24 protein-coding genes are annotated in these 26391 nt (G+C 47.0%); 4 read left to right on the top strand and 20 right to left on the bottom strand.

The features are described from left to right. Positions 1 to 19: 19 nt before the first annotated feature. The 6 genes from IUA53_RS00940 to IUA53_RS00915 form a co-directional block, all read right to left on the bottom strand. Entirely contained in the window at positions 20 to 985 is a 966-nt protein-coding gene (locus tag IUA53_RS00940; RefSeq protein ID WP_196897972.1) for a histone deacetylase family protein, read from the bottom strand. After that, positions 982 to 2823: a bifunctional acetyl-CoA hydrolase/transferase family protein/GNAT family N-acetyltransferase gene (locus IUA53_RS00935; protein WP_196897970.1), complete on the bottom strand. Its 1842-nt coding sequence runs from the start codon at positions 2821 to 2823 to the stop codon at positions 982 to 984. Before IUA53_RS00935 ends, IUA53_RS00940 begins: the two co-directional genes overlap by 4 nt. 163 nt (positions 2824 to 2986) lie before the next feature. Continuing rightward, the gene (locus tag IUA53_RS00930; RefSeq protein ID WP_044055540.1) at positions 2987 to 3493 is read right to left on the bottom strand and encodes an alpha/beta fold hydrolase; all 507 of its coding nucleotides are present in this window, start codon (positions 3491 to 3493) and stop codon (positions 2987 to 2989) included. A gap of 15 nt (positions 3494 to 3508) precedes the next feature. Continuing rightward, the gene (locus IUA53_RS00925) at positions 3509 to 6613 is read right to left on the bottom strand and encodes an efflux RND transporter permease subunit (protein ID WP_196897968.1); all 3105 of its coding nucleotides are present in this window, start codon (positions 6611 to 6613) and stop codon (positions 3509 to 3511) included. Between the two features lie 21 nt (positions 6614 to 6634). Then, on the bottom strand, positions 6635 to 7777 hold the full coding sequence (locus tag IUA53_RS00920) for an efflux RND transporter periplasmic adaptor subunit (protein WP_044445933.1): 1143 nt from the start codon (positions 7775 to 7777) through the stop codon (positions 6635 to 6637). Positions 7778 to 8128: 351 nt separating this feature from the next. Next, positions 8129 to 8782: a DNA-J related domain-containing protein gene (locus IUA53_RS00915; RefSeq protein WP_196897966.1), complete on the bottom strand. Its 654-nt coding sequence runs from the start codon at positions 8780 to 8782 to the stop codon at positions 8129 to 8131. A gap of 131 nt (positions 8783 to 8913) precedes the next feature. Between IUA53_RS00915 and IUA53_RS00910 the strand changes: the two genes are divergently transcribed. Beyond that, complete coding sequence (locus IUA53_RS00910) at positions 8914 to 9630, top strand: DUF1499 domain-containing protein (RefSeq protein WP_196897964.1); 717 nt, start codon at positions 8914 to 8916, stop codon at positions 9628 to 9630. A 17-nt stretch (positions 9631 to 9647) separates the two neighbouring features. Here IUA53_RS00910 and IUA53_RS00905 read toward each other — a convergent pair whose 3' ends face one another. Next, positions 9648 to 10250, bottom strand: a complete 603-nt coding sequence (locus tag IUA53_RS00905) for a LysE/ArgO family amino acid transporter (RefSeq protein ID WP_044055535.1) — start codon at positions 10248 to 10250, stop codon at positions 9648 to 9650. A 137-nt stretch (positions 10251 to 10387) separates the two neighbouring features. Here IUA53_RS00905 and IUA53_RS00900 point away from each other — a divergent pair, with 137 nt between their 5' ends. Beyond that, positions 10388 to 11281 carry an ArgP/LysG family DNA-binding transcriptional regulator gene (locus IUA53_RS00900; protein ID WP_196897962.1) on the top strand — a complete coding sequence of 298 codons (894 nt, stop codon included), beginning with the start codon at positions 10388 to 10390 and terminating at the stop codon, positions 11279 to 11281. Between the two features lie 145 nt (positions 11282 to 11426). Further along, positions 11427 to 14318, top strand: a complete 2892-nt coding sequence (locus IUA53_RS00895; RefSeq protein ID WP_044055533.1) for a M14 family metallopeptidase — start codon at positions 11427 to 11429, stop codon at positions 14316 to 14318. A gap of 41 nt (positions 14319 to 14359) precedes the next feature. Here IUA53_RS00895 and IUA53_RS00890 read toward each other — a convergent pair whose 3' ends face one another. Then, positions 14360 to 15892, bottom strand: a complete 1533-nt coding sequence (locus IUA53_RS00890) for a sensor domain-containing diguanylate cyclase (protein WP_044445930.1) — start codon at positions 15890 to 15892, stop codon at positions 14360 to 14362. Positions 15893 to 16226: 334 nt separating this feature from the next. Between IUA53_RS00890 and IUA53_RS00885 the strand changes: the two genes are divergently transcribed. Next, positions 16227 to 16817: a hypothetical protein gene (locus IUA53_RS00885; RefSeq protein WP_044445929.1), complete on the top strand. Its 591-nt coding sequence runs from the start codon at positions 16227 to 16229 to the stop codon at positions 16815 to 16817. Positions 16818 to 16963: 146 nt separating this feature from the next. On the opposite strand, the gene IUA53_RS00880 is transcribed toward IUA53_RS00885, so the two are convergent. The 12 genes from IUA53_RS00880 to urtB are packed head-to-tail and all read right to left on the bottom strand — an operon-like array spanning position 16964 to position 26382. Further along, on the bottom strand, positions 16964 to 17152 hold the full coding sequence (locus IUA53_RS00880; RefSeq protein WP_044055530.1) for a hypothetical protein: 189 nt from the start codon (positions 17150 to 17152) through the stop codon (positions 16964 to 16966). A gap of 13 nt (positions 17153 to 17165) precedes the next feature. Next, positions 17166 to 17780 carry an urease accessory protein UreG gene (gene ureG, locus IUA53_RS00875; protein WP_044055529.1) on the bottom strand — a complete coding sequence of 205 codons (615 nt, stop codon included), beginning with the start codon at positions 17778 to 17780 and terminating at the stop codon, positions 17166 to 17168. A gap of 10 nt (positions 17781 to 17790) precedes the next feature. After that, entirely contained in the window at positions 17791 to 18483 is a 693-nt protein-coding gene (locus tag IUA53_RS00870) for an urease accessory protein UreF (protein ID WP_044055528.1), read from the bottom strand. Next, on the bottom strand, positions 18476 to 18925 hold the full coding sequence (ureE, locus tag IUA53_RS00865; protein ID WP_196897960.1) for an urease accessory protein UreE: 450 nt from the start codon (positions 18923 to 18925) through the stop codon (positions 18476 to 18478). Before ureE ends, IUA53_RS00870 begins: the two co-directional genes overlap by 8 nt. A 9-nt stretch (positions 18926 to 18934) precedes the next feature. Continuing rightward, the gene (gene ureC / locus IUA53_RS00860; protein ID WP_044055526.1) at positions 18935 to 20638 is read right to left on the bottom strand and encodes an urease subunit alpha; all 1704 of its coding nucleotides are present in this window, start codon (positions 20636 to 20638) and stop codon (positions 18935 to 18937) included. Then, complete coding sequence (locus IUA53_RS00855) at positions 20631 to 20951, bottom strand: urease subunit beta (RefSeq protein WP_044055525.1); 321 nt, start codon at positions 20949 to 20951, stop codon at positions 20631 to 20633. Before IUA53_RS00855 ends, ureC begins: the two co-directional genes overlap by 8 nt. 9 nt (positions 20952 to 20960) lie before the next feature. Further along, positions 20961 to 21263: an urease subunit gamma gene (gene ureA, locus IUA53_RS00850; RefSeq protein ID WP_044055524.1), complete on the bottom strand. Its 303-nt coding sequence runs from the start codon at positions 21261 to 21263 to the stop codon at positions 20961 to 20963. A 26-nt stretch (positions 21264 to 21289) separates the two neighbouring features. Further along, positions 21290 to 22174, bottom strand: a complete 885-nt coding sequence (locus IUA53_RS00845; protein ID WP_196897958.1) for an urease accessory protein UreD — start codon at positions 22172 to 22174, stop codon at positions 21290 to 21292. A gap of 12 nt (positions 22175 to 22186) precedes the next feature. Beyond that, positions 22187 to 22882, bottom strand: coding sequence for an urea ABC transporter ATP-binding subunit UrtE (gene urtE / locus IUA53_RS00840; RefSeq protein ID WP_044055522.1), 696 nt, complete (start codon positions 22880 to 22882; stop codon positions 22187 to 22189). Further along, on the bottom strand, positions 22875 to 23672 hold the full coding sequence (gene urtD, locus IUA53_RS00835; RefSeq protein WP_196897956.1) for an urea ABC transporter ATP-binding protein UrtD: 798 nt from the start codon (positions 23670 to 23672) through the stop codon (positions 22875 to 22877). Before urtD ends, urtE begins: the two co-directional genes overlap by 8 nt. After that, complete coding sequence (gene urtC, locus IUA53_RS00830) at positions 23669 to 24781, bottom strand: urea ABC transporter permease subunit UrtC (RefSeq protein ID WP_196897954.1); 1113 nt, start codon at positions 24779 to 24781, stop codon at positions 23669 to 23671. Before urtC ends, urtD begins: the two co-directional genes overlap by 4 nt. Continuing rightward, a complete protein-coding gene (gene urtB, locus IUA53_RS00825) occupies positions 24781 to 26382 on the bottom strand; it encodes an urea ABC transporter permease subunit UrtB (RefSeq protein ID WP_196897952.1) in 1602 nt (533 codons plus the stop codon). The genes urtC and urtB overlap by 1 nt, the downstream gene beginning before the upstream one ends. Positions 26383 to 26391: the final 9 nt, after the last annotated feature.

Here is a 26391-nt window from a genome sequence, read left to right as displayed (position 1 = left end):
CTTCGGTTAACAAGGCGCGCTAAAGGGCTGGCTTAGCAACTTGATACGCTAGCCCTTTTAAATGTGCCACCACACTACGACCTAATGCACTCATGTCGTAGCCACCTTCTAATGCGCTCACAATACGGCCTTCACAGCAGGTGTCGGCCACTTTTTTAAGTTCTACGCTTAACCAGTAATAGTCGTCTTCGGTTAAGCGTAAATGGGCCATAGGATCTTCAGCATGGGCATCAAAACCAGCGGAAAGTAAGATTAACTCGGGCTTAAAGTGAGTGAGTGCAGCAAACCAATGCGCGACTTTATGGCGAAACACTTCGCCTGTAGCACCCGCATCAATGGGTACTGACAATATATTGCTGGCCAGTACTGGCGACCCACTATGAGGGTAAAAGGGATGCTGGAAGCTTGAGCACATCATGATACGCTGGTCGCCCGCCACAATATGCTCGGTACCATTGCCGTGGTGCACATCGAAGTCCACAATAGCGACACGCTTTAATGCGTAAGTTTGTAAGGCGTACCGCGCGGCAATGGTAATATTGTTGAAGATACAAAACCCCATCGCACTGTCGTAGGTAGCATGGTGCCCCGGAGGTCGCGTTGCACAAAAGCCTTGTCGGTCATGTCCTTGCATTACCCAATCAACAGCAAGACACGCCGCTCCTGCGGATTCTAATGCTGCAGTTAAACTTCCTTTTACCAGCCCAGTATCTTCAGCAAGCCACACCACATTTTGCTCATTTGAGGGGGCTGCCTCGTCAATTTTAGCGGCTTGTGCAAATACCTCATCAATATAGGTTGGGCTATGCGCCAAGGTTAAATAAGCTTTAGCAATTGGCGTCGCGTCAGCGTGTTCGCATACCATTTCTAACCCTGACGCCAGCAGTTGATCGTCAATGGCGAACAAGCGGTCCGGCGACTCCGGATGGGTCTTGTCGACATCATGCTTGATACTGGCTTTTCCTCTAAAGATGCGTATGGTCATTGTGCATTTGCCACATCTAAAACCAATTCAATGTCACTTGGATCACCGGTGAACTTTCGAATGAAATTGGCTTGCTCAAAAATGGTGATCATGGGCTTATTTTCTCCCCTGACATATGCCATCATTTTTTCTATACCCCGCGCTTTAGCAATGTCGATTAGTTGGTTAAGTAAACGACTGGCCATGCCTTTCCCCTGCTGGGTTTCTCTGGTCACAAAGGCTACTTCACAGGTATTACTGACTGGCTCTAAATAAAAACGACCGACGGCTTGAATAGTAATGCGTGAGCCATCTTGCTTAACAATACAAAGGGCCACATCTGCTGACTGATCCACACTAACTAAGTTGCACGACTTCTCCCGTGACATTTGTTTGGGGTCGTAGTTGTAGCGTAGCCTTAGGGTTTCTTTTGTATGGGAATAGAAGAACTCTTGCAAACGCCGTTCATCCGCAGGGTTTAAGGGGCGCATGTAAAAGGTTTCCCCCTGAATATTCAAGCGTTTCAATTGAATAGCCCCTAACTCAGGAATGTCGGTGGGGTACTTTTCTTGATAATGCGGCACCCAATAGTGCTTTCTGACTTCTTCTAAAAGCTGAGCACGAAACTTAGGGTGGGCCACCCTAATCAGTTCAAGTGCGCGCTCGCGAATACTTTTTCCTTTAAGCGACGCAATGCCGTATTCCGTCACAACGTATTGTACATTGCCTCTTGAGGTGACGACGCCTGCACCTTCGGAAATTCTTGGAGTAATACGGGAAATGGTTTCATCTTTCGCGGTAGAAGGCAGAGCGATAATGGGTTTGCCTCCTTTGCTAATAGAAGCACCAGTCACAAAATCCACTTGCCCACCAATGCCACTATAAAAATCATAGCCCAATGAATCTGCCACCACCTGACCCGTAAGATCGACTTCCAACGCACTGTTAATGGCAATCATATTGTCGTTTTTCGCAATATTGGTGGGCTTGTTCACATAACTGCTTGGATAAAATTCAATATGCGGGTTGTTATCAATCAGGTCGTAAAGCTTTCTGGAGCCGATAGCAAAGCTAGTTACCACCTTACCGGGGTGAAAGGTTTTCTTTTTATTGGTCACCGCGCCTGAAGACAAAAGCTCGATAACGCTGTCTGTGAGCATTTCACTGTGAATACCCAGGTCTTTGTGATGGCACAAATATTTCAGCGTTGCACTGGGAATTTTACCAATGCCGAATTGCAGCGTTGCGCCATCGTCCACCAACATAGATACATATTGACCAATACGTTCAGCAACGGAATCTATAGGGGGCGGACTGACTTCCACCAAAGGTTCGCTGGCTTCAATACAGGCGGTAATTTCACTGATATGGATATAGGAATGCCCTGCGGTGCGAGGAACCTGTGGGTTGATTTGTGCCACCACTTGCTGACAGTTTCTTACCGCAGACATGGAAATATCCACGGCAGCGCCCAAAGAACAATAACCAAATTCATCCGGCGGACTGACATTCACTAAGGCAGCATCTAACGCCAACGTACCATCACTAAACAAGCTCGATATTTCAGATAAAAACACGGGTGTATAATCTGCCCGCCCTTCATCAACAGCACGACGAATGGCCTCACCGCCAATAAAAAAAGTGTTGGCTTTGAATAAACGTTTATATTCCTCTTTTGCCCAACGGGTATCGCCAAGCGCCAGCATGTGAACCAATTCAATATCACTAAAGCCTTCGCTATTTTCAATAAGATGTTGAACCAGCGCATAAGGTACAGAGGCGGTACCACCAACAAACACTCGCGAACCAGATTTGATTAATTTATGCCAATTAGGCTCGGGGGGTAACGCTATTGCCATCACTTCAACCTATACAAGTTATCCTGCATTCCTCACATAATGCCATATTTTAGCAAGTGTGATGATGTGAATGCACAGAGGCAAAGTAAGCGATTAGTCGTAGGTGAACACAGGCGGCCTATTGTATAGGCTCGCCGTGCTTTTCATCCTGCAAGGTAAAGCGCTAAAGCCGGTGAATATCGAAAGGCTTCAACCAGTTGCGGAAAAATGGTGATATTTGCGGCATGCTGTTTGATAAACGATGCACATCATGCACGAGCAGCAAATTTGCACTACAGGTACGGGCGTAGTTAATGCTGTTTTCGGCAGGCACAATGTCATCGTGCCATCCATGCACCATACTCACTTCCCCAGCATATTTGTAGTTTTGTACTTCGTAGCCAGGCATTGATAGCGCGGGGGCAAGCAAGAATACCCCCACCACATTGGTACGTTCTGCCGCCACCAATGACACATAGCCCCCCATACTGGAGCCGACTAAAATAACAGTGTCTGATTGCTGGGATATATTCTCAACCAAACGGTCAACCCTGGCTTCCGGCGAGTCTAAATCTTGATAGTCGATACTCTCAACCCGAAAGCCCAGTTGCTCTGCCACCTTCGACATAGTCGTAATTTTACTGCCCCAAGGTCCACTCTCCTTTCCGTGAGAAAAAATGACCGTTGTCATTTGCAATGCTCCTGCTTATTTAGATGGTGTCTGTTTATGAAAGAGCCTTTCTACCATGACGTAGAACATAGGCACGAAGAAAATGGCTAAGAATGTAGCTGCAAACATACCGCCCATAACCGCAATACCAATAGCATTCTGACTGGCTGCGCCCGCACCACTGGCAAGCGCTAACGGGGTAACACCGAGAATAAAGGCCATGGATGTCATAAGTATGGGGCGGAAACGTTGTGATGCCGCATTAGACACGGCCACCATCAAGTCTTCCCCATTCTCAACCTGTTCTTTGGCAAATTCAACAATCAAAATGGCATTTTTTGCCGCCAGTCCCACGGTGGTTAAAAATGCAACCTGAAGATAGACATCGTTAGGCAAGTTGAAAATAAGGGCGGCTGTGACTGAGCCTAATATACCCAAGGGTACCACCAGCATTACCGCGAAGGGGACTGACCAGCTTTCGTACAATGCGGCTAAGCACAAAAATACTACCAATATAGATATGGCATACAGTAACGAAGCCTGAGAGCCCGCGGCTTGCTCTTCATAAGATAAACCTGACCATTCAATAGCAAAGCCTGAAGGCAGTTGATCTACAAGCTTCTGCATTTCTGCCATTGCCTCACCAGACGACACACCTTCTGCGGGGCTACCTTGTATGTTCACCGATGAAATTCCGTTAAAACGCTCTAGTTTGGGCGAGCCATACACCCACTCTGTGGTAGCAAACGTGCTGAATGCCACCATTTCACCATCGCTGTTTCTAACAAACCACTTTTCTAAATCTTCAGGGGTCATGCGGCTTGGCAAATCACCTTGCATATAAACGCGCTTTATACGCCCTTTATCAATAAAGTCATTCACATAACTTGAGCCCCAAGCTATCTGCAAAGTATTGTTAATATCGCTCAAGCTCAGCCCGAGTGCCGATGCTTTTTCACTATCAATATTGATTTTGAATTGTGGAACATCGCTTAGGCCGTTGGGGCGAACGCCTGCCAACTTCGGATTTTGCGCCGCCATCCCTAATAGTTGGTTTCGTGCATTCATTAAGGCTTCATGACCATTGCCCCCGCGGTCTACCAGTTGCATATCAAAGCCAGTCGCGTTACCCAGCTCCATGATTGGCGGCGGGACAATAGGAAACGCAGATGCGTCTTGAATTTGACTTAACGCACCGAATGCGCGATTGACCACCGCAAAGGCGGAGCTATCTTCGTCTCGCTCACTCCAATCGTTTAAGTTTAAAAAGGCCATACCCGCATTTTGCGCCTGGCCAGCAAAACTAAAGCCGACTACCGCGAACATGCCGTTAACGGCTTCTTGTTCGTGATCTAAAAAGTAATCTTCTACTTGTTTAATCGATTCTAACGTTCGCCCAGCAGTTGCCCCTGGTGGTGTGCTGACTAACACCATCATACGGCCCTGATCTTCATCAGGCAGGAACGCTCCTGGAAGTTGACTAAAGATAAAGGCCATGCCCCCAACTAACACGCCATACACAATAAAGTAGCGCTTAAAACGCTTAGCCATATGCGTGGTGGTGCGTTGATAGCCATCGCGGCCTTTGTTGAAGGTGCGGTTAAACCACCCAAAGAAACCGCTATTTTTATCGTGCCCTTCTGGGTGCTTTTTCAATAAAGTGGCACATAATGAAGGCGATAACACAATGGCCACAAGCACAGAGAAGGCCATAGCTGAGACAATGGTAACTGAGAACTGACGATATATTGCGCCGGCAGAACCACTAAAAAATGCCATGGGAATAAATACCGTGGACAACACAGCGGCAATACCCACCAATGCACCGGTAATCTGCGTCATGGATTTTTTGGTGGCTTCAGCTGGCTCAAGCCCTTCTTCTTCCATAATACGCTCGACGTTTTCAACCACCACTATGGCGTCGTCAACCAACAAGCCTATGGCTAACACCATCGCAAACATGGTGAGCACGTTAATGGTAAAGCCAAACGCAAGTAGCACAGCAAAAGTACCCAGTAATACCACGGGTACCGCAATCGTAGGAATCAGGGTTGCGCGCCAGTTCTGTAAGAACAGAAGCATAACGAAAAAGACGAGCACCACGGCCTCAATAAGGGTGTGCACCACAGACTCAATCGACAATTCAATGAAAGGTGAGCTGTCTACCGGATACACCACTTTTACACTGTCTGGAAGGTTGCTGCGAAGCTCTTCTACGCGGGCTTTGATGGCATTAATGGTATCAAGTGCGTTAGCCCCAGATGCCAAACTGATTGCCATACCCGACGCAGGATTACGGTCGTAACGCACAATGACGTCGTAGCTTTGCGCGCCTAACTCTACCCGGGCCACATCACGGACTCTTACTTGAGAACCATCTGTATTTACCCGTAAAACGATGTTTTCAAAGTCCTGCACGGTTTGCAGGCGGCTTTGTGCCTGAATAGTGGCATTAATTTGCTGATTTTCAATAGCAGGTAAACCACCTAACTGCCCTGCCGATACGTCGGTATTTTGCACCTGTACAGCGGCTTGAACGTCAACCGGTGTTAAGTTATAGCTGTAGAGTTTGTCGGGGTCTAGCCAAATTCGCATGGAACGCTGCGCACCAAAGACACGCACATCACCCACCCCGTTAACACGAGAAATAGGGTCTTGAAATTGGGACACCAAAAGGTCACTCAGATCGTACTGAGACATGCTGCCGTCTTCTGAATAAAACCCTACCGCCAACGCGAATGAACTGTTGGACTTAGACACAGTAACGCCTTGTTGCTGCACTTCGCTAGGCAACAGTGGTAGCGCGCCCTGCACCTTATTTTGCGTTTGCACTTGCGCAATATCTGGGTCGGCGCTAGGGGCAAACGTAAGGCTAATAGACATGGTGCTATTAGAGCTACTGGCCGAGAAGTAGCGCAAATTATCGATACCCGTTAAGCTTTGCTCGATAACCTGAGTGACCGAGTTTTCAACGGTTTCCGCAGATGCTCCCGGGTAAGATGCACTAATAGTCACCGTAGGAGGCGCCACCTTCGGATACTGTTCAATAGGTAATGAGGTGATAGCTAAAACACCAGCCATCATAGTAATAATTGCAAGTACCCACGCAAAGACGGGTCTGTCTATAAAAAAGCGAGCCATAACGATAAATTCCTTGCTTGCTTAACGTGAGCCACGTGAAGAAGATTGCCACTCAGTTGGGTTGACTGTGCTACCTGGTTTGACTTTTTGGTAGCCGGTAACGATAACCCGCTCACCTTCTTGCACACCGCTTATTACCACATACTGATCTTGGTAAGTTGTTCCCACGGTTAGCTGTCGTGCTTCCACCTGATTCTCGTTATTGACCACGTATACCGTTAACGAGCCATCTGACTGACGCATGGTTGCCCTTTGAGGCACAAGTAAGCCACTTTCTTTGCTGGTAATCACGTGCCCTTTCACAAACAAACCTGGCATCAATAAACCTTCTGGATTAGGCAGTTCAGCGCGTAATGCCACCGAGCCCGTACCTTCATCCACGGTGACTTCAGAGAATTTGACTGAACCAACATGTGTGTACTTTTCGTTTGTACTTTCATTAAGGGTAATTTCAACCGGCAGCGCACCTTGTTTCTGGATTTGTTTGCGTAGCGTTAATATCGCCTGTCCAGACTCTTGCATATCAACATACACGGGGTCCAGCTGAGTAATGGTGGCCAGTTGCTGGGTTTGATTCGCCGTGACCAGGGTGCCTTCAGTCACAAATGAACGGCTAATTTGGCCACTAATGGGGGCATACACCTGAGTATACCCTACATTAACTTTCGCCAGGTCAACCGATGCTTCTGCCACGCTGATGGCGGCTTGCGCTTGCTCTTTTTGTGCTATGACATCGTCAAATTCTTGTTGGCTAATGGCATTTTGCTGAATGAGATCATCATATCGGCGTGCTTTGGCTTCCAAGGTTTTCAGGTTAGCTTGTGCACTTTTAACATCGGCAATGGCACTGTTTAGCTGGGCACGGTATCGCACATCATCAATTTGATAGAGCTGTTGACCTTTTTCAACTTGCGCACCTTCTTCAAACAAACGTTCAGTAATAACACCGTCGACTTGGGGGCGAATTTGCGATTGGCGAGAAGGTGTAATTCTGCCTGGCAAGACTAACTCGTGCGTAATGGGCTGGTTAGCAAGGGTAAGCACAGACACCGAAGGCGCAGGCCTAGCTTGTTGTGCTTGCGCTGCCTGTTGCGGCGCTTCAGAACAACCCACCACACTTAGCAGTGTAGCCATGGAAGTAATAACAAAAAATAGGCGACTCATATAGTTTCTCAATCTCAATAACCAATCTATACAGCTAAACGAAAACGTTTACCCGTGTGTGTTCAAGTTAGTTTGTATTTCAAGCCTAGCTGCATCCGATGCGTCTGACTGTAACGGGTGTTAGCAAAGTACGACATACACCCATGGCAGCCGATAGTGAATTGTGCCACTGCAAGATGAACATTGTGCGTAGTTATACTAAAGAATAAAAGCCCTGGAAGGTAAACTTGCTGATCTTATCGTCCAGTTGCAGGGAATTTGTACTAACCACAAAGATGTTAAGATCGTTTCGTGCTTTAGGTGATGGCGATCACTCCCACAGTGGCTTTGCAGAAACTGGGAAAAAGCCCACTAAACCCGTTTTAACGAACTCAGTAATACGCGGTAAGCCTGAATGACTTGCTGTGCCTCTTCAACATTGCCACCCCGATCTGGGTGAACCTTTAACAAGGCTTTGCGATAGTGCGCTTTAAGGCTATTCAACGTGAGTATATCCTGCTTATCTAGCTTAAGTACATCGCACGCCTTATCTCTGTCTTTGGTATTCGGCACCCCTAGTTTTTGCCCCGCCATTTGACGCCAAAAATCATCTAATAAAGCGGCGACGTCTGCCTCGCTAGTGCCTTTTAAATTGTCTAAATTCAAATAATAACTCGCCAACGGATCTAAACCCGCTAAGTGGGTTTGCGCTTGTGTGGCGTCTTTATTTTGTAGCGGGATATTCTGTGGCTGGATATCATCCCGTAAGAGAATCTTAGTAGTATGGATATCGAGTCGCCCTTCACCGCTTTCTCGCCATTTTATTTGCAGTTTGTACAGCGCGTGGAAAACCAAAAAGTGAGTTTGAAACAACATTAATGGGTCACGTAACGCATCTTCATCAAACAACGAATAAGGCGGGCGCTTTAACAGCGCAATAAGATCGAACTCACTGATACCTAACGTAAGCGTAGGCTTTAGTAAAAGTAAACTATCTTCAAGTAAGGTAACGAGTGACGTATTCATCGGATGTAGACAACATTGATTAACGATATGGCCACATGGTTACACACATTGACACAAATTTAACCGCGAAATTGAACCAATTTTCGCCAAGCACTGTTAAAGTATCACTAAAATAATAACGAGGATTGACTGTGAAAGCACTGATTGCTCTTACCAGCGTGGTAAGTTTTTTAATGGTTACGCTGCCCGGACCACTCTACCAGTATGCTGGAGTAAACCTAGGCACTGCCTTTGCCCTTATTCGCTCTGGCGTATACGTTGGCGGCGCAGCACTAATTTTAATTATTTTGCAGGTATTGCTTAAACGCAAGAGCGTAAATTGGGGTAGTACCACACTCTTTGCCATTCTCGCGCTGGTGGCGGTTGCTATGCCCTTAAGCATGGCCAGTAAAGCTAGCACAGTGCCACCTATTCACGACATTACTACCCATGTTACCAACCCGCCTGAATTTGTCGCTATTGCCCCTTTGCGCAAAGACGCGCCAAACCCTATCACCTATGAGGGCGGTGAAGTCACCAGACAACAATTAGATGCCTACCCAGAGATAAAAACCCAGCGCCTCCCCCAGCCCATTAATGAAGTCTATATGGCGGCAGAAAAAGCCATAGAGAGCTTAGGCTGGGAAAGAGTTAGCGCAGGCGAGCAACCAGATACGCTTGAAGCCACCGACACCACCACATGGTTTGGCTTTAAAGACGATGTGGTTATTCGGCTAACAGCGCAGGGTGATGACACCTTAGTGGACATGCGCAGTAAGTCGCGAGTAGGCCGTAGCGATTTGGGCAAAAACGCAGAACGTATTAATCAGTTCTTCGCAGAGTTACGGGTTCAACTAGGCTATCGGTAAATCACCCTAGCCTGACCCTAAAGGCTAGCTAATTGTACGCTAACCAACCCTAAGACAGCAGCGTTCGCGCGATTGAACCAACGCCAAAAGCGAGGGCGCTGCATGTGATGAGCAAATTTCGCCGTTAGGGTACTGACACCGACGAACCAAATAACAGAAGCGCTAATGGCTCCCGCGACAAACCACCATTTATCTTGTTGCCATTGACTGGCTAAGTTGCCCATTAATAATAAGGTGTCTAGATAAAAATGGGGGTTTAACCAAGTCACCGCCAAGGCGATTAACAGCGCTTTTTTGAATGGCAATACTTTATGTGCTGTGGCTAAAACTAACGCGTCGTCCGCCATTGAAGACTTAATTTTGTTATAAGCAATCCACAGTAAAAACGCCACACCGGCCCATTTGGTAATCGAAATTAGTGTTGGGTACTCTTGCAGCAAGACACCAAACCCCATGGCACCCAAACTAATTGAAATAGCATCGCTAATAATAAACAAAAGCACAAAAAGTGCTGTCCATTGACGCTTCAATGATTGTTCAATCAAAAAACTGTTTTGTGCCCCCACGGCAATAATGAGCGTGCCCCCCATGATTAAACCGCTTGTCGCTGCCGCAAACATACCTTGTGCCTTTTTCTCAATGAATAAATAAAACTGGCGCTATATTAACCAATAACGCAAACTAAATTAAATTAATGATATTTGTTTTAAATTAATATATTTAATATTAATAACGACACGTTTACAGGGCCTAGGCTATGTTAGATTACGATGCACTTTACGCATTAAATGAAGTGGTACGCTACGGCGGCTTCGACCGCGGCGCGCAAGCTTTGAGTCTTACCCAATCTGCTGTATCGCAAAAAATAAAGCGGCTAGAGCAAAACGTGGGTGGGCCGGTGATTGTAAGAACGAAACCGCTTAAGCCCACCCCGTTAGGCCGGGAATTATTGGCGCATTTCCAAAAAGTCAGTGTGTTAGAAGAAGCGCTAAATATTGAAAGCGGTTTGCAAGAAAGCGCTTCACCCATCACGGTGGCCGTGAACAATGACGTGCTTGCGACCTGGTTTTCGTTGGTGCTGGCTAAATTCAGTGAAACCCGGCGCAATCCGGTTCATGTTTATAATGCCGATCAAACACAGACTCGCGAAAAATTGCAGCAAGGTGGAGTCATGGCATGTATAAGCCAAACCGGTACGCCGGTGACGGGCGGGCAATCTATTCGCCTAGGCACTATGTATTATCAACTTTATGCTTCACCGGCGTTTATCGCACGCTATATCTCGGGTTCCCCCAGCCCAGAAAAGGTAATGCAAAGCCCCGGTCTACTCTACGACGAGTACGACGTCACCTTACTCAGCGATTATCAACAAACCTGTTTCAATCTAGCGCCTAGCTTCTCTTCATGTCATTGGTATCCGTCCTCCCACGGTTTTGTAAAAATGGCCGTAGATGGTGTTGCCTGGGCGTTATTACCAACACTGCAAGTTGTGGATGAGGTAAAAAAAGGAGAGCTTGTGTCTTTGTTTCCACAACAGGCCTTAGGGCTGCCATTGTTTTGGCACTGGACATCCATAGATTCAGGCGCATTAAGTGACCTAACTCGCGCGGTAAAACTGATTGCAAAACAACAATTGAAAGACGTGGTATAGCCGACATAAAAACAAAATTCGGTTTGTGTTAACCGCAAATCGCACCTAGCCTAAATTTTAACCTAGTGCAGTTGACGAATGTGCCAGCACAGCCCACTATGGCAATGACAAAAACGAAAAAAACGCAGAAAAACGAAGGAAAAACATGAAGATTTTAAAAACCACCAGCACATGGTTCGCTCTGGTGCTGGGTTTGTTTGTGCTGCCCGCGTATTCAGCAGTGCTCATGAAACCGAATAAAGAAGCCGCGCTTGAGTACAAGGGTGAATTACTCAGTGGCAATTACAACACGGATATCACCCACCCGGATTCGCTTTTGGGCTTCCCTGTAGGATCTCGGGTTGCCACGCCAAAACAAATTCACAGTGCTATTATGACATGGGCTGAACAGTCTGATAGGTTGCATGTGGTTGAATACGCCCGCACTCACGAGCAGCGCCCGCTTCTTGCAGTATTCATTTCTACCCCCACACGACTTGCTCAGCTTGATGAAATTAAAGCCAATATCGATACCTTATCTGACGCCCGTAACGTATCAGACAGCAAAGCAAACGCTATTATTAATGACCTGCCAGCAATAGCGTGGATGGCATACTCCATTCACGGCAACGAAACGTCCGGTGCCGATGCCGCGTTAACTGCCATTTACCACTTAATTGCCAGTGAAGAGCAGACCGTTAGCGACCTTCTTGACGACATGGTGGTAGTCATTGACCCTATGATGAACCCAGATGGTCGCGCTCGCTTCGCAAAATCCCTAGAGCAGTACCGAGGGACAGCGCCAAATGTAGATGATCAGTCACTGCTGCACAGAGGCGACTGGCCCTATGGTAGAACCAATCATTATTTTTTCGATCTTAACCGTGACTTTTTCTATCTTACTCAGCCTGAAACGGTGGGCCGGGTAGCATTAATTAACCAGTGGCGTCCACAATTGATGATTGATGGTCATGAAATGGGACCACAAGATACGTATTTAATGGGGCCTCCCCGTCAGCCGCTTAATCAAAATATCGACCCCAACTTGCAAAAATGGGCGGTGACCTTTGCTGAAGACCAAACTTCGGCCTTCGATGCCAAAGGGTGGCGTTATTACACCGGTGAGTGGTTTGAAAATTGGTACCCTGGCTACTCTAATTATGCCGAGTACCGTGGCACCATGCATATCCTTTACGAACAATCTCGTATGGCTGAAGATGGCGTTCGCCGGCCAGAAGGGACCATTCAAACTTACAGGGAAGCGGTGCATCACCAGTTTGTCTCTACCATGGCCAATTTAGACACCCTAGCCAAACACAGTAAGGCGATGTACAAGGATTACTGGCAAGGACGTAAAAATAATGTGGCCTCTAAAGGTAAGTTTGCCAATCGCACTTTTGTGGTGCTAGCCAACGATAATAAAGGCCGAACCGACGCCTTTGTTGACAGGCTGCTTGCCCAAGGCATCGAGGTATACGTTACCCAAAAAGATATGGAAGTGGATGAAGCAACTACCCACTTAGGCAATACGTTATCTGATACGGTTATCCCGAAAGGCAGCCTTGTTATACCGAACCGTCAACCAGACGCACCGCTTATTGCTGCCATTTTAGAATTTGATGCCGGTGTAAATGACGCGGTGTTAATAGAAGAAAGACAAAAAACGCTCAGAGACGGCTCATCTGTGATGTACGACACCACAGCATGGAACCTCACCATGATGTATGGCCTTGATAGCCTCACTGTACCAGAGCACCTCACTAAAAACCTAGAGAAATACCGCCAAACGCCTATTTCTAATGCGACGCCAAGTGCTGGTATTGCCTGGGCTGTAGATGGCGCAGATGACCGTTCGGTTGCCTTTGCCGCGCGCTTAATGGAGCAAGGCATTCACGTTAGGTTTATTGATAAAGATGCTAAGTACAACAATCAAACCTTAAATCGAGGTTCAATTGTGGTGACGGTTACAGACAACCCTAATCACACCGAAGTCGCGAAGCACGCTAGCCAAATGGCCAATGAACTAGGGCTTAAGCTAGTCACCATTCAAAATGGTTACGGTAAAGGCGACCTACCGGATTGGGGTGGTGAACACCTCCCGTTACTCACTAAGCCACAGGTAGCAATCATTAGCCACGGCAGTATTTCTAGCTACGACGCCGGTGCAACATGGTGGAGTATTGACACGAATTTAGGTATTCGCCATAGTCAGATTGACGTTAACGCACTTAGCTATACCGACCTTCGCCGTTATAATGTGCTTGTTTTACCGTCTGGCCGGGTTAATTTTTCAAACGGTCAGCTTGCTGCCCTAAAAGCGTGGGTACAAAATGGCGGAACACTTATCGCTCACGACCGCTCTGCGGCGGCGCTTGCAAAAGAAGATGGCATTGGCACGGTTCGCACCCTTGAAGGGGCATTCGACAAAGCACTGGACTACGACATTGCCCTTTACCGCGAATATCTAGCCGAGTCTGAAGCCATATCATCATCAAGTGTCATGGCTCACACGCTAGACACAGATTACCGCTACCCATGGGCCGATTTACCCAAACCCCAAAGTGAAGAAGAACTCAAGCGCCGAGATAACTGGCTTAAGCTATTTATGCCAAGTGGCGCAATAGTAGCGGGACGTACCGATCAACTTCATTGGCTTACTGTTGGCACCAATGACATCTTGCCTTTGATGTATTCCAGCCAGCCTTTGCTAATGTCGGACTCTCGTAGTCAGGCCGTGGTTAGAGCAGGCGTGTATGCCAACGACAAAGCGGCGAAAAAAACTGACGAAGCAAAAGGTAACAACAGTACCGGCCGCTGGTTTACCCTTCCAGAAGGTAAAACCCTTAATGTAAGAATGAGCGGTTTAGTGTGGCCTGAAGCACAGCAACGTATTGCCAACACGGCCTATCTGACTCGCGAACGGGTAGGTAAAGGGCAAGTAATTTTGTTTTCAGGGCAGCCCAACTTTAGAGGCTCATCACGAGGCACTAACCGTTTACTGTTAAACGCCATCGTGTATGGTCCTGGCTTGGGTTCTCGTTACAATATCGACCTCTAGGCAATGAAGACTAAGTAAAGTAAAGGGTACCAAGGGTGCCCTTATTTCTTTCTGCGACGCCGCTCTTTTGCTTTGTACATGTTGGCATCGGCCTGCTGAATTAGGGTGTCTAGTTTCACAGAAGGCTCACTGGTAATAAACACCCCAACACTGGCAGACACGGGCACAAGGCAGTTAGCCGTTTTCACGTCTCTCCCCTCTAAACCCTTAATAATGCGCTCTGCAAGGCGCTGAGATTGGCCTTCACTAAAACAGTGGCTTAAGATGACAAATTCATCGCCGCCTATTCGGCCCACCGCATCTTGTTCTCGGCACCTATTTGTGACTATTTTCGCAATAACCTGCAAAACAGTATCGCCGGCGTTATGTCCATATTTATCGTTAATTCGCTTGAAGTTGTCCACATCCACAAACAACACGGTTAAGTAGCCGCCTTCACGTTTGTGGGTGTCTACCAGTTCTTTGGCAAACCCTTCCCAACCGCTTCTATTCATCACCGAACACAGAGTATCCATAGAAGCTTTTCGATAAGCAGTTAGCCTATCTTCATCTAGTTTTTTCACTTTTTTCGCCGTGGCAATGGCAAAAATAAAGGCTTCAATGGTGATCCCAATAATAAGCCCGTAACGCTGTAAAAAAGGACTGATGTTGTCCAATGTGAAACGCGCGAGCATCGCCAAAACCACAATACTTAGCCCCGCCAATACTAAGCGTGAGCAATGTACTTTTCTCACAACGGCGTAAATGGCTGCAGCGAGCACAATAGCCATAATGAGCAGTGTGACCACACTAAAGCCCATATTGACGAGCACCGCTGCGTTAAACCCGAAGGGAAGTTGTAAAAACGCTAACCCTAAAGCGATGTAAGAGAGGTATAAAAGTAGATTTCGCTGCCATTGTCGCAGCAGCACTTTTAAATCCAGAAGTTGGTCGAGGAAGCGCACTGCAGCAAACACCGTCACGCCCACAAAAAACAAATGTAAGTGCACGCTATTAAGCACGGAAAGGTCTTCGAAACCGATGTTAAATAGCCCTTCTTGTAGCGTGAAGAAAATGGCTGCACTTAAAATATAAAAACTGTAAGAGTAAAACCCCATATTGCGCACGCTGTTTCCTAGCATTCCCACGTATAACGTGAGCGCCAAGCAAAAGCCCACGAAACCACTAAGGGTGAGGGTATGCACGGTTGAGAAGCGTTGATATTGCGCCACACTCTGTACGGAGGGCGCAAAGGGCGCAGGCACCTGCGCACTTAAATCCAAATAAAAGGTGTGTCGTCCTTGGGGAATAAAAAAAGCTTTTCGAGACCCAGTTAAGGCTTCCACACTTATCAGATCCTGGGTATACAATTGGCTGTACGTAATGTGGTCGCGGGTAAAACTGAGGATAACCGGGGCTGAAATATCGCACTCAAGCGTTAAACGTTGTAGACCGATTTTCAATGTGTAAGGCTGATTTAGCGGTGTACCTGTGGGCGAAACTGCGTTGCAACTTGCATAAGCATTGAGGCTAATTACAGTTAACGTAAGTGAAACAAATATGCGTGCAAGGAAGCGTTGCAAGCCTTGGTTCATAAATCTGCGATTCCTTTACAGCTGGTACAACAACCCTGCTATAACAGGTGTTTTCGTGTCACCTGTTATAGGGTGTTATGAGTTGAATTTATGGCGAAAACGTACCACGCAAAAGTAGCTCGCTACTATTGAGTGTAGTGGAAAATCGCCGTTATTGAAGTCTCACTTCCAATATTTTCCTCTTGATACACTAACGTGCCCTACCCGTTCAAAACGTATAGCCCCTTCTATTTCAAGGGTTATTGACGTTAATTCCCATTCAACTTTAGTTCACTTTGCATTCACCTTCCCAACTCTACACTACCCCTGAATTTAACCAACAGGGAAATGAAACATGTTAAAACACCTTACCGCTACCGCCGCACTACTTACCGCGCCTTTTGCCGTCTTCGCTAACGATATGACGCCAACCTATACCTACAGCCAAGTGGGCTATGTACAAAGTGACATAGCCGATTTAGATGACTTTACACTCAAGGGCTTCGAATTAAAAAGTAGTTATGCCTTTAGCGATAACTTTTTCATTGAAGGCACCTACTCTGACGTTAACGATGATGCCACTGGTATACGTTTAGATGCCCAACGTCTTGTTGCTACACTTGGCTACATCCAACATATCAATGCACGCACGACCATCGATTATCAGCTAGGGTACGGTGATGTAGATTTAGGGGTTAGCAACGAAGCAGAAAATTGGGAGGGAGGAACCCATTACTATATTGTTGAATCTAACCTCCGCCATAAGGTAACAACGCAACTGGAGTTTTATGGTGGTCTAGAATGGCAAAATTGGGATGATGGCGACAATCAAAAAGCCTACAAACTGGGTGTAAAATACAATTGGGATAAGTTTGCTATTGGCACGGAATACAACAAATATTCTGACGAAGACACTGTACTGGCATACTTACGTTACGAATACTAACCTTCATGTATGTGGCGTAGGGACGTGTTTTACACTAAGGCTTAGCCGCTAGAAACAGACCCAAAGGTCATCATAATGACCAGTCACGATAGGTGCCACGCTCTATTATTCAATGTATAGCGTGGCAACCTTACGCCATCCACCCGCTACTTGTGTTGCAGGCGTTTTCTTAGCTTATTCCCCAACCATTGCACACCTTTAATGGCAACCAGCACAGACAAAACGTAAAACGCGATATGGTAATACTCATGAACGGTGGTATTTAGGTAATGATCATCATGGGCTAACGTTGCACTAGAGAATAGCGCTGCAATCAATAGAAGTTGTTTTTTCATTGTCTTTCCTTAATTAAGATTTAACCAACATGCCTTCAACTTCTATAAAGTTGATGATATCAGCCAATCCTTCACCTGCTTTTAAATTAGTGAATACAAAAGGTTTATCGCCGCGCATGCGCTTTGTATCCGTATCCATCACGTCTAGTGAGGCTCCCACCATGTCAGCAATGTCTATCTTATTGATGATAAGTAAATCAGACTTGGTAATACCCGGCCCACCTTTGCGGGGGATTTTATCCCCGGCTGAAACATCAATCACATAAAGCGTTAAGTCGGAGAGTTCTGGGCTAAAGGTGGCACTGAGATTGTCACCGCCACTTTCTACCAAGACAAAATCCAAATTCTCATGGCGAGATTGCAATTCATCAATGGCAGCAAGATTCATTGAGGCGTCTTCTCGAATAGCCGTGTGGGGGCAACCCCCGGTTTCTACACCGATAATACGATCGGCTTCAAGTGCGTCATGTTTGGTTAGGAACTGGGCGTCTTCGTGAGTATAAATATCATTGGTCACTACGGCCATGTTGTACTTTTCACGCATAGCGAGGCATAACGAACGCAGTAGCGCTGTCTTTCCAGACCCCACTGGGCCACCCACACCAACACGCAATGTCTGTTTTTGCATAAGGTTTCCTCTAAGAACGGAATAATCTTGAATATTGTTGTTCATGCCATGCACTTGCCATGGCCAACGACGGCATAGACTGTCCAATTTGGTCTTGCTGCACGTGTTTGGCACTCTCAATACATGGTGTAATTTTTGTGGTTAAGCGAAACAGTAAATTTTGGCCGTCGGTTTGTCCTAACGGGATGAGTTTTGTGCCCGCAGCCACCTGATTATCAATAAGGGTCCACACATAACCACTTAGACAGGCATCAAGTGATAAGCCAAAAACATGTGAGGCCAAGGCAAATTGACTAATAAAACAATGGGCATTTAGCTGATTAACCCAGTGCGCGGCCAGACTGTCTTCTTTGTTTACTAAATTGCGCAACAACCTACGTAACGCTTTTCCCATGGCTTGCTCGGCCAGTAAAATTTCTTCACTTTCTCGGGTAGCCGCAATCCAATCGTCGGTGTCTAAAAATAGCGTTTGGTCGTGAGCGTCTATTGCGCGAAATTGCTGCATCAACAAAGGGACATCGGCATTGGCGACGCTGCCTTCTAGCAGCACAGCTACCCAATTCTCTAGTGCATCAGATGTCGTTACCCACCCACGCTCTACCGCTTGCTCTAAACCTTGTGAAAAGGAGAACCCTCCCACCGGCAAATTCGCACTGCATAATTGCAGCAACCTTGCGCACTGAAGCATTGAAAGATCAGTCATGATGGTGGTGATGTTCGCCACTTTGATAGGCGCCACTTTCAGGGTCGAATACCGCAGGTGCGTCACTCACACTGAGATGGTAACGCTGCACTAATTCGCTAAGCACATGATCGGGTTTAAACCTTAACCAGCGTTCACCAACTTGTAAGCGAGTATGGCGGTTACCCAAGTGATAACACACTTTTGAAAAGGTGTGCCAGTCGTCTGTACTTGCTGTGGTAACAGCTTCAAGGGCACCTATCACCTTAATCACTTTGCCGCATTCGCTGCGCAAGTGCTCACCCACGCGTAAGGGCTTCCCTCGCGCTATAAAAATGCCGACCGGCACGCCCTTGTCGGTTGTCACTTTAATTCGCGCTTTTTGCCGCGTATCAAAATCTAGGGTTATGGTATCGTCGGCATCACCATGATAATGACCCAACCTTTCTGAAATCGTTAACATATACTTCTCTTAAAACAAACTATAGCGCTGTGCTAAGGGCAATACTTCCATAGGTTCACAGGTAAGTAATTCACCATTTGCGCGTACTTCATAGGTTTGCGCATCCACCTCAATGTGTGGCTGCCAATCGTTGAGTTTCATATCTCCTTTACCAATATTCCTTGTGTTTTTACATGCCACAAGTGGCCGGCGTATCCCGTATTTTTCTGCTATGTTGTTATCCATTGATGCCTGTGACACAAAGGTCACAGACAATGAGGCTGCGGCACCGCCAAGACTACCGAACATGGGTCGATAATAGACGGGTTGTGGTGTAGGAATAGAGGCGTTGGGATCGCCCATAGGTGCGGCTGCAATAAAACCTGACTTCAAGATCAAACTGGGCTTAATCCCAAAGAAGGCGGGCTTCCACAGTACAAGGTCGGCCAGTTTACCTACTTCAATAGAACCCACTTCGCTGTCGATACCATGGCTTATCGCCGGGTTGATGGTGTATTTGGCCACGTAACGACGCGCACGATAATTGTCATTCCTGTCAGAGTCTTGTGGTAGCGGCCCCCGCTGCACTTTCATTTTGTGGGCGGTTTGCCATGTTCGACAAATCATTTCACCTATGCGTCCCATGGCCTGACTGTCAGAGGCAATCATGCTGATTGCGCCTAGGTCTTGTAGAATATCTTCGGCCGCGATACTTTCCTTGCGAATTCGTGAGTCAGCAAAGGCCACATCTTCAGGAATAGAAGGGTCGAGGTGGTGACAAACCATTAGCATGTCTAAATGCTCGTCAACGGTATTAACGGTATAAGGCCGTGTTGGATTTGTGGATGACGGCAACACATTGGCTTCACCACAAGCACGAATAATATCTGGGGAATGCCCGCCACCCGCACCCTCGGTGTGATAAGTATGAATCGTTCTGCCTTTAAATGCCGCTAAAGTATCTTCCATAAACCCGGCTTCATTTAATGTATCGGTGTGAATGGCAATTTGCACATCGTAACGGTCGGCTACGGTTAGGCAGTTATCTATTGATGCAGGAGTGGTTCCCCAATCTTCATGCAATTTAAGACCACAAACACCCGCTTCAATTTGCTCTTCCAATGCTTTCGGTAAACTCGCGTTTCCTTTGCCCAAAAAGCCAAAGTTCATTGGCATATCCTGAGTTGAAAGCATCATTTTTTCAATATTCCAAGGCCCAGGTGTGCATGTGGTGGCTTTCGTCCCAGTAGCCGGGCCTGTGCCGCCACCTATCATGGTGGTCACTCCTGACATTAAGGCTTCATCTACCTGCTGAGGGCAAATGAAGTGCACGTGTGCATCAATGCCGCCTGCCGTCAGTATTTGCCCTTCTCCCGCTATAATCTCTGTGCCCGCGCCAATAGGAATAGTCACGCCGTTTTGCACGTCGGGATTACCGGCTTTGCCAATGGCTTGAATACGGCCATCGTTAATGGCCACATCGGCTTTCACAATGCCCCAGTAATCTAAAATGAGCGCATTGGTAATGACTAAATCTGGCGTTTCTGCGCAGCTGAGCTGCCCCTGCCCCATGCCATCGCGAATAACCTTACCGCCACCAAACTTCACTTCATCGCCATAGCAGGTGTAGTCCTTTTCTACCTCGATAATAATGTCGGTGTCCGCTAAACGAACCCTATCGCCGGTGGTTGGGCCAAACATGTGTGCATAGGCGTTACGGTCTATTTTAGTCATGCTCTTGCTCCAATTTTCCCATCACATCACCACGAAACCCATAAATGGATTTTGAGCCACCAAAAGGCACTAAACTTACCGTACGTTTCTGACCAGGTTCGAAACGCACTGCAGTGCCTGCGGTAATATTTAATCGCAGTCCTTTGGTGGCTTGGCGGTCGAAATGCAGCGCCGGATTCACCTCATAGAAATGATAATGGGATCCCACCTGTATTGGCCTATCGCCATGATTAACCACAACCACGCTGGTTTCAGGTAGACCTTGATTGAGTGCTATATCACTTTCGTCTGTGAATATCTCGCCGGGGATCATCGCATTCTCCTACACTATAGGGTCGTGAACGGTCACCAATTTGGTGCCATCTGCAAATGTGGCTTCTACCTGAACATCGTGAATCATCTCAGGTACACCTTCCATCACTTGCTCGGCGCTTAATACGGTACGCCCATAATCCATCAGTTCAGCGACAGACTTTCCATCTCGTGCGCCTTCTAAAATGGCCATTGAAATAAATGCAATCGCTTCGGGGTAATTGAGTTTTAAGCCTCTGTTTAAACGTCGCTCGGCCAGTAGTCCGGCGGTAAATAACAATAGCTTGTCTTTCTCTCTGGGTAATAGTTCCAAAAGCTGCTCCCGCTCTTTTTAATCAGTTATGTGTACCAAATTCGTGGTGGTACCGCTAAATGACCAGACACCTGTGGCCTTGTCTGCATCCAAATATGCACAAAACCCTCACGACAAACTTCGCTGTCCTCACCTAAATAACGCACCACAACAACGCCTTGCAACTGAGTGACTGACATGAAATGACTCAGGTTAAGTCCTTCAATACAGCCGCGAATTAAGCTACACACGTTTTTTGCCCATTCGTTTGATGACGCTTCATGGCCATTAAATAACACCATGGTGCCCACCACATGGTGCCCCGCTAACCCAATGCGAGATTCATGCAGCCTGTCTTTAGCGTGTATGGCAAGGCGGTCATGAAAACGAATACCTTGGTTGTGATAAAGGCTGAAGGTTTGTGTGAACTGCCCTTTGCAAAAGGGTTGGTCGATATGAGGTAAGCCCAAACACGCAATATCCCAACCTACGTAGCTTGCGCCTTTATCCAAATACACCTGGGTATGACTAAACGCATTGGCGTTGGTGTAAACCAGTGTTTCATGGGGTAAGTATTCAAGGTGAGCGTTGTCTGCAACAGTAAAGCGGTTGAACTGGCACTGCTTACTGGCCATTTGTTTTGCCTCTCGGGCGCGGTAAAACCGATTGGCTCCCGGGGTGGTTAGCAGTACTTGGCAATCTTTTTCTAAGGTGGCCGCAACATGCAATTCATCACCAGACACGATACCGGCTGGCGGATGCAATAAATATAAATGCGCCGCGCCAGTGGTTTCTGGGTAAAAAGCCCGCTGTACACTGAGCGGGCCTTCCCGCAGTGTATCCACCAGTTTTGTTTTTTGTTGCCGGTGGGCAAATGTCATTTCTAGTCGCGCCAGCCACTGTTCGTAAGCTGCTGCGGGCCTTGCCGTCATTATCACTCCTTGCTAAACCGACAAATACTGCTTAACCAAATCATCGTTAAGCTCTGGCATCGCACCATGGGACACCACTTTCCCTCGTTCCATTAAGTAGAATTGTTCGCCAACCGCGCGAGCAAAGGGCAGTTTTTGCTCAACCAGAACAATTGTCATGCCCTTTTCTTTATTTAAGCGCAATAGTACATCACGAATCAGCTGAACAATGTTGGGCTGAATGCCTTCATTCGGCTCATCTAAAATAAGCATATTAGGATTAAGCACTAAGGCACGGGCAATAGCAAGTTGCTGCTGCTGACCACCTGATAAATCTCCGCCTCTGCGTTGCAGCATTTCTTTTAACACAGGGAAGTATTCGAAAATGTCTTCTGGCAGGCTGCGTGACGTTTGGCGCTTACAATTGAGCGACACTTTTAAATTCTCTTCAACGGTAAGCTGACCAAAAATATGACGGCCTTGTGGTACATAGCCCACGCCTATATTGGCACGGCTTTCTATACTTGCGCGCGTGACGTCTTGTTGATTGATAGTAATACTGCCAGAGGCTGCGGGTAACATGCCCATGAGGCATTTTAGTAGCGTGGTTTTCCCCACTCCATTACGCCCCATAATGCATGTGCGGGAACCGGCCGCTATGTCCATGTTCAAATCCCACAATATTTGGCTACCACCGTAACGCTGGTTCAGTTGGGATACGTTAATCATTTCCTTCCTCCCCCAAATATACCTTTTTCACTTCCGGATGACTTTGAATGGCGTCCATGGTGCCTTCTGCTAATACGCTACCTTGATGCAACACCGTGACCGTGCGCGCAATTGAACGCACAAATCCCATGTCATGTTCTACGACCACCACTGAGTGCTCTCCAGCCAACGAGGTTAAAAGCTCAGCGGTGCGCTCTGCTTCCGACACTGTCATGCCTGCGACGGGTTCATCCACTAGCAACAACTGAGGTTTGGCCGCCAGCAACATACCAATTTCCAGCCACTGTTTTTGCCCGTGGGATAACTCACTGGCTTGACGATGCTGCATAGCAAGAAGGCCGATGGTATGCAGAATTTGGTCTATATCATCTCGTTGTTCTGCACTTAATGCGTGCCATAACGATGTCCAAATGCCTTTGTCCATTTTTAGGCTGAGGTATAAATTTTCTTTGACGCTTAAGGCCTCAAATACCGTCGGTTTTTGGAATTTTCTCCCTATCCCTAAACGGGCAATTTGCTCTTCGTTATGCTGTAGCAAATTAATTTGCTGCCCATAACTTACCGTCCCGGTATCGGGGCGGGTTTTACCGGTAATGACATCCATGAGGGTAGTTTTACCCGCCCCATTTGCACCAATAAGACAACGCAACTCACCTTTTTTGATATACAAATTCAAATCGTTAAGTGCTTTGAAACCATCAAAACTAACACTCACATTTTCCATGTATAAAATCATACCGTGACGCGTATCTGGCGCGGGGTTTTTCTCTGTCAGTAACGCACTTTTCATGAGGCTGACTCCTGCTTATTCACCTTACGCTTGACAGAAAAACGATGATCAATCAGTCCAACCAAGCCCTTGGGCAACAACAAGGTGACTAAGACAAATAAACCGCCAAGTGCAAATAACCAGGCCTCAGGCATAATCCCTGTCAGCCTTGTTTTTGCAAAGCTCACCACAATGGCACCAATAATGGCGCCGTATAAGGTGCCTCTGCCCCCAATAGCCACCCAGATAACGATTTCGATGGAATTTATGGGCGAGAATTCGCCAGGATTAATGATGCCTACTTGAGGTACGTAGAGTGCACCTGCGATGCCGGCAAGCACGGCAGAAAAGGTGAACAGAAACACCTTATAACTGGCACTGTTGTACCCCACAAATCGCACTCTATTTTCTGCATCTCGAATGGCGGTGATCACCTTACCGGCTTTCGAAGAAACAATGCGATCACACACATAATAAGCGGCCGCTAATACGCATACAGTGATAATAAACAACACCAACCGCGTAGTATCTGATTGCAATGAAAACCCTAAAATGTCTTTGAAATCAGTCATACCGTTGTTGCCACCAAATCCCATCTCATTGCGGAAAAAGGCCAGCATGAGTGCGTAAGTCATCGCTTGCGTCATAATCGAAAGGTACACGCCGCTAACTCTTGAACGAAACGCCATGGCACCAAAGACATACGCCAGTATTCCTGGGGCAAGTACCACCATTGCAATCACCCAAAAAAAGCTATCTGACCCCACCCAAAACCAAGGTAAACTTTCCCAGTTTAAGAACACCATGAAATCAGGTAAATCTGGGTTGCCATATACGCCTCTATCCCCAATTTGACGCATCAGGTACATGCCCATGGCATACCCACCAAGGGCAAAGAAGGCGCCGTGACCTAGGCTTAAAATGCCGCAATAGCCCCACACCAGATCGAGTGCTAACGCCAACAAGGCGTAACACAGATATTTACCCAATAGGTTCACCGAGTAGCTGCTGACGTAAAAAAATGACTCCGGGGAAAATAACTGGTTCGCTAATACCACGTACACGGCCATGACTAACAATACAGACACGACGCGCTGCACACTGCTTAGTTGAAAGAAGAAGTTCATCATTATTCAGCTCTCCCCTTTTGCGGGAACAGCCCCATTGGGCGCTTTTGAATAAATAACACCAACCCGACTAACACGATAATTGTGGCCAATACTGGGCCTGTAACAGGCTCTAGGAATTTGTTTAAAACCCCTAAGGTCATGGCAGAGACGAGCGTGCCCCATAAATTGGCTACGCCACCAAATACCACCACTAAGAAAGAATCGATAATATAGGCCTGACCTAAATTGGGGCCCACATTGGTTAATTGACTTAACACTACCCCTGCCACACCGGCTATTCCAGAACCTAGCCCAAAGGTAGCGGCATCAACCCAATTGCTCTTTACACTGAGCGCCCGTGCCATGTCGCGATTTTGTGCCACGGCGCGAACATGTAAACCAAGGGAGGACTTTTTCAAAAATAGCAGCAAGGAAAAGAACACCGCCAAAGAAAATATAATGATATACAAGCGGTTAAAGGTAACAGAAAACACTGGATTGATTTGCCATGAACCACTCATCCATTCTGGGCTTGCTACCTGACGATTTAGTGGTGAAAACACGGTACGTACTAACTGCTGTAAAATCAGAGAAATACCAAAGGTGGCCAGTAATGTTTCAAGAGGCCGCCCCTTTAAAAACTGAATAACACTGCGCTCAATGAGTACCCCCATTAAACCAGAGACTAAGAAGGCAGCGGGCACGGCCATAAGTAAGGAATATTCTATAAGGTTAGGGAAGGCTTGTTGAATGACGTAGGTGGTATATGCCCCCAACATGATCATTTCACCATGGGCCATATTGATAACGCCCATCACCCCAAAAGTGATGGATAAGCCAATAGCGGCTAATAAAAGCACCGACCCCATGCTAATACCGAAAAAGGCCGTTTCAGCCCAACCGAACCATTTGCGCTTCGCCTCTATTCCCGCTAGAGCAGCATCTACATTCGCCTTAACTGTGTCAGTGACCTCGCTGTTACGCTGCAAAGACAAGAGCGCCACCCTGACTTCTGGGTATAAGCTTCCCCTCAAGGTTTCAAGCGCCCCTAACTGTGCGGTCTCGTCGTCATTTTGAAGTTGCTTAAGCGCGGTAATGGTCGTTAACACATCAATAATATCGGCGTTTTTCTCCTGCTCCAACCGAGAGGAAATAACCTTAGTTGATATTGAATCAACATCAGCCAATAGGCTTTGCGACGCTTGTAACCGTACCGTGACATCACGATGGCTTAAGTTTCGTTGGGCCAAGAGTTGACGAATATGGCTTCGCACACGGTTGTTGACACGGACTTTCCTTAGCCTAACGCCACTTGGCTGAGCAATATTCTGCTCTGTGAGTGTATCTATCCATACCCGTTCACCTTGGATTTTAATTACGTACATCACTTGCTGATTTTTCGGGTGAAAGTACACATCGCCTTCCAGTAAGCGCGCGAATAGTGTGGCAACACGTTCATCGTCAAGGGTAGCAGCTTTATCGAGGGTAGCAGGTAAGGTACGAAAAGACGCCTTAGGCAAGGCTTTTACAATGTCATCGAAAACAACGTCTTGCGCATAAGCGGGCTGAAAAATACTAAGATGAATGATGACAAAAAATAATGCCAACACAGGTTTGAACATGGGTTTATT

The organism is Alteromonas sp. B31-7 (assembly GCF_015767655.1).
Lineage (GTDB): Bacteria > Pseudomonadota > Gammaproteobacteria > Enterobacterales > Alteromonadaceae > Alteromonas > Alteromonas australica.
This window is presented reverse-complemented; position numbering and strand designations above follow the sequence as displayed.

Coding starts and splice junctions, on each gene's coding strand:
- ureE (WP_196897960.1), bottom strand. CDS start 18,925: ATGTTAACGATTTCAGAAAGGTTGGGTCATTATCATGGTGATGCCGAC.
- IUA53_RS00925 (WP_196897968.1), bottom strand. CDS start 6,613: ATGGCTCGCTTTTTTATAGACAGACCCGTCTTTGCGTGGGTACTTGCA.
- urtB (WP_196897952.1), bottom strand. CDS start 26,382: ATGTTCAAACCTGTGTTGGCATTATTTTTTGTCATCATTCATCTTAGT.
- IUA53_RS00880 (WP_044055530.1), bottom strand. CDS start 17,152: ATGAAAAAACAACTTCTATTGATTGCAGCGCTATTCTCTAGTGCAACG.
- IUA53_RS00905 (WP_044055535.1), bottom strand. CDS start 10,250: ATGTTTGCGGCAGCGACAAGCGGTTTAATCATGGGGGGCACGCTCATT.
- IUA53_RS00870 (WP_044055528.1), bottom strand. CDS start 18,483: ATGACTGATCTTTCAATGCTTCAGTGCGCAAGGTTGCTGCAATTATGC.
- IUA53_RS00885 (WP_044445929.1), top strand. CDS start 16,227: ATGTTAAAACACCTTACCGCTACCGCCGCACTACTTACCGCGCCTTTT.
- IUA53_RS00855 (WP_044055525.1), bottom strand. CDS start 20,951: ATGATCCCCGGCGAGATATTCACAGACGAAAGTGATATAGCACTCAAT.
- IUA53_RS00895 (WP_044055533.1), top strand. CDS start 11,427: ATGAAGATTTTAAAAACCACCAGCACATGGTTCGCTCTGGTGCTGGGT.
- IUA53_RS00900 (WP_196897962.1), top strand. CDS start 10,388: ATGTTAGATTACGATGCACTTTACGCATTAAATGAAGTGGTACGCTAC.
- ureC (WP_044055526.1), bottom strand. CDS start 20,638: ATGACTAAAATAGACCGTAACGCCTATGCACACATGTTTGGCCCAACC.
- IUA53_RS00915 (WP_196897966.1), bottom strand. CDS start 8,782: ATGAATACGTCACTCGTTACCTTACTTGAAGATAGTTTACTTTTACTA.
- IUA53_RS00930 (WP_044055540.1), bottom strand. CDS start 3,493: ATGACAACGGTCATTTTTTCTCACGGAAAGGAGAGTGGACCTTGGGGC.
- IUA53_RS00935 (WP_196897970.1), bottom strand. CDS start 2,823: ATGGCAATAGCGTTACCCCCCGAGCCTAATTGGCATAAATTAATCAAA.
- urtE (WP_044055522.1), bottom strand. CDS start 22,882: ATGATTAACGTATCCCAACTGAACCAGCGTTACGGTGGTAGCCAAATA.
- IUA53_RS00920 (WP_044445933.1), bottom strand. CDS start 7,777: ATGAGTCGCCTATTTTTTGTTATTACTTCCATGGCTACACTGCTAAGT.
- urtC (WP_196897954.1), bottom strand. CDS start 24,781: ATGATGAACTTCTTCTTTCAACTAAGCAGTGTGCAGCGCGTCGTGTCT.
- IUA53_RS00845 (WP_196897958.1), bottom strand. CDS start 22,174: ATGACGGCAAGGCCCGCAGCAGCTTACGAACAGTGGCTGGCGCGACTA.
- ureG (WP_044055529.1), bottom strand. CDS start 17,780: ATGCAAAAACAGACATTGCGTGTTGGTGTGGGTGGCCCAGTGGGGTCT.
- urtD (WP_196897956.1), bottom strand. CDS start 23,672: ATGAAAAGTGCGTTACTGACAGAGAAAAACCCCGCGCCAGATACGCGT.
- IUA53_RS00940 (WP_196897972.1), bottom strand. CDS start 985: ATGACCATACGCATCTTTAGAGGAAAAGCCAGTATCAAGCATGATGTC.
- IUA53_RS00890 (WP_044445930.1), bottom strand. CDS start 15,892: ATGAACCAAGGCTTGCAACGCTTCCTTGCACGCATATTTGTTTCACTT.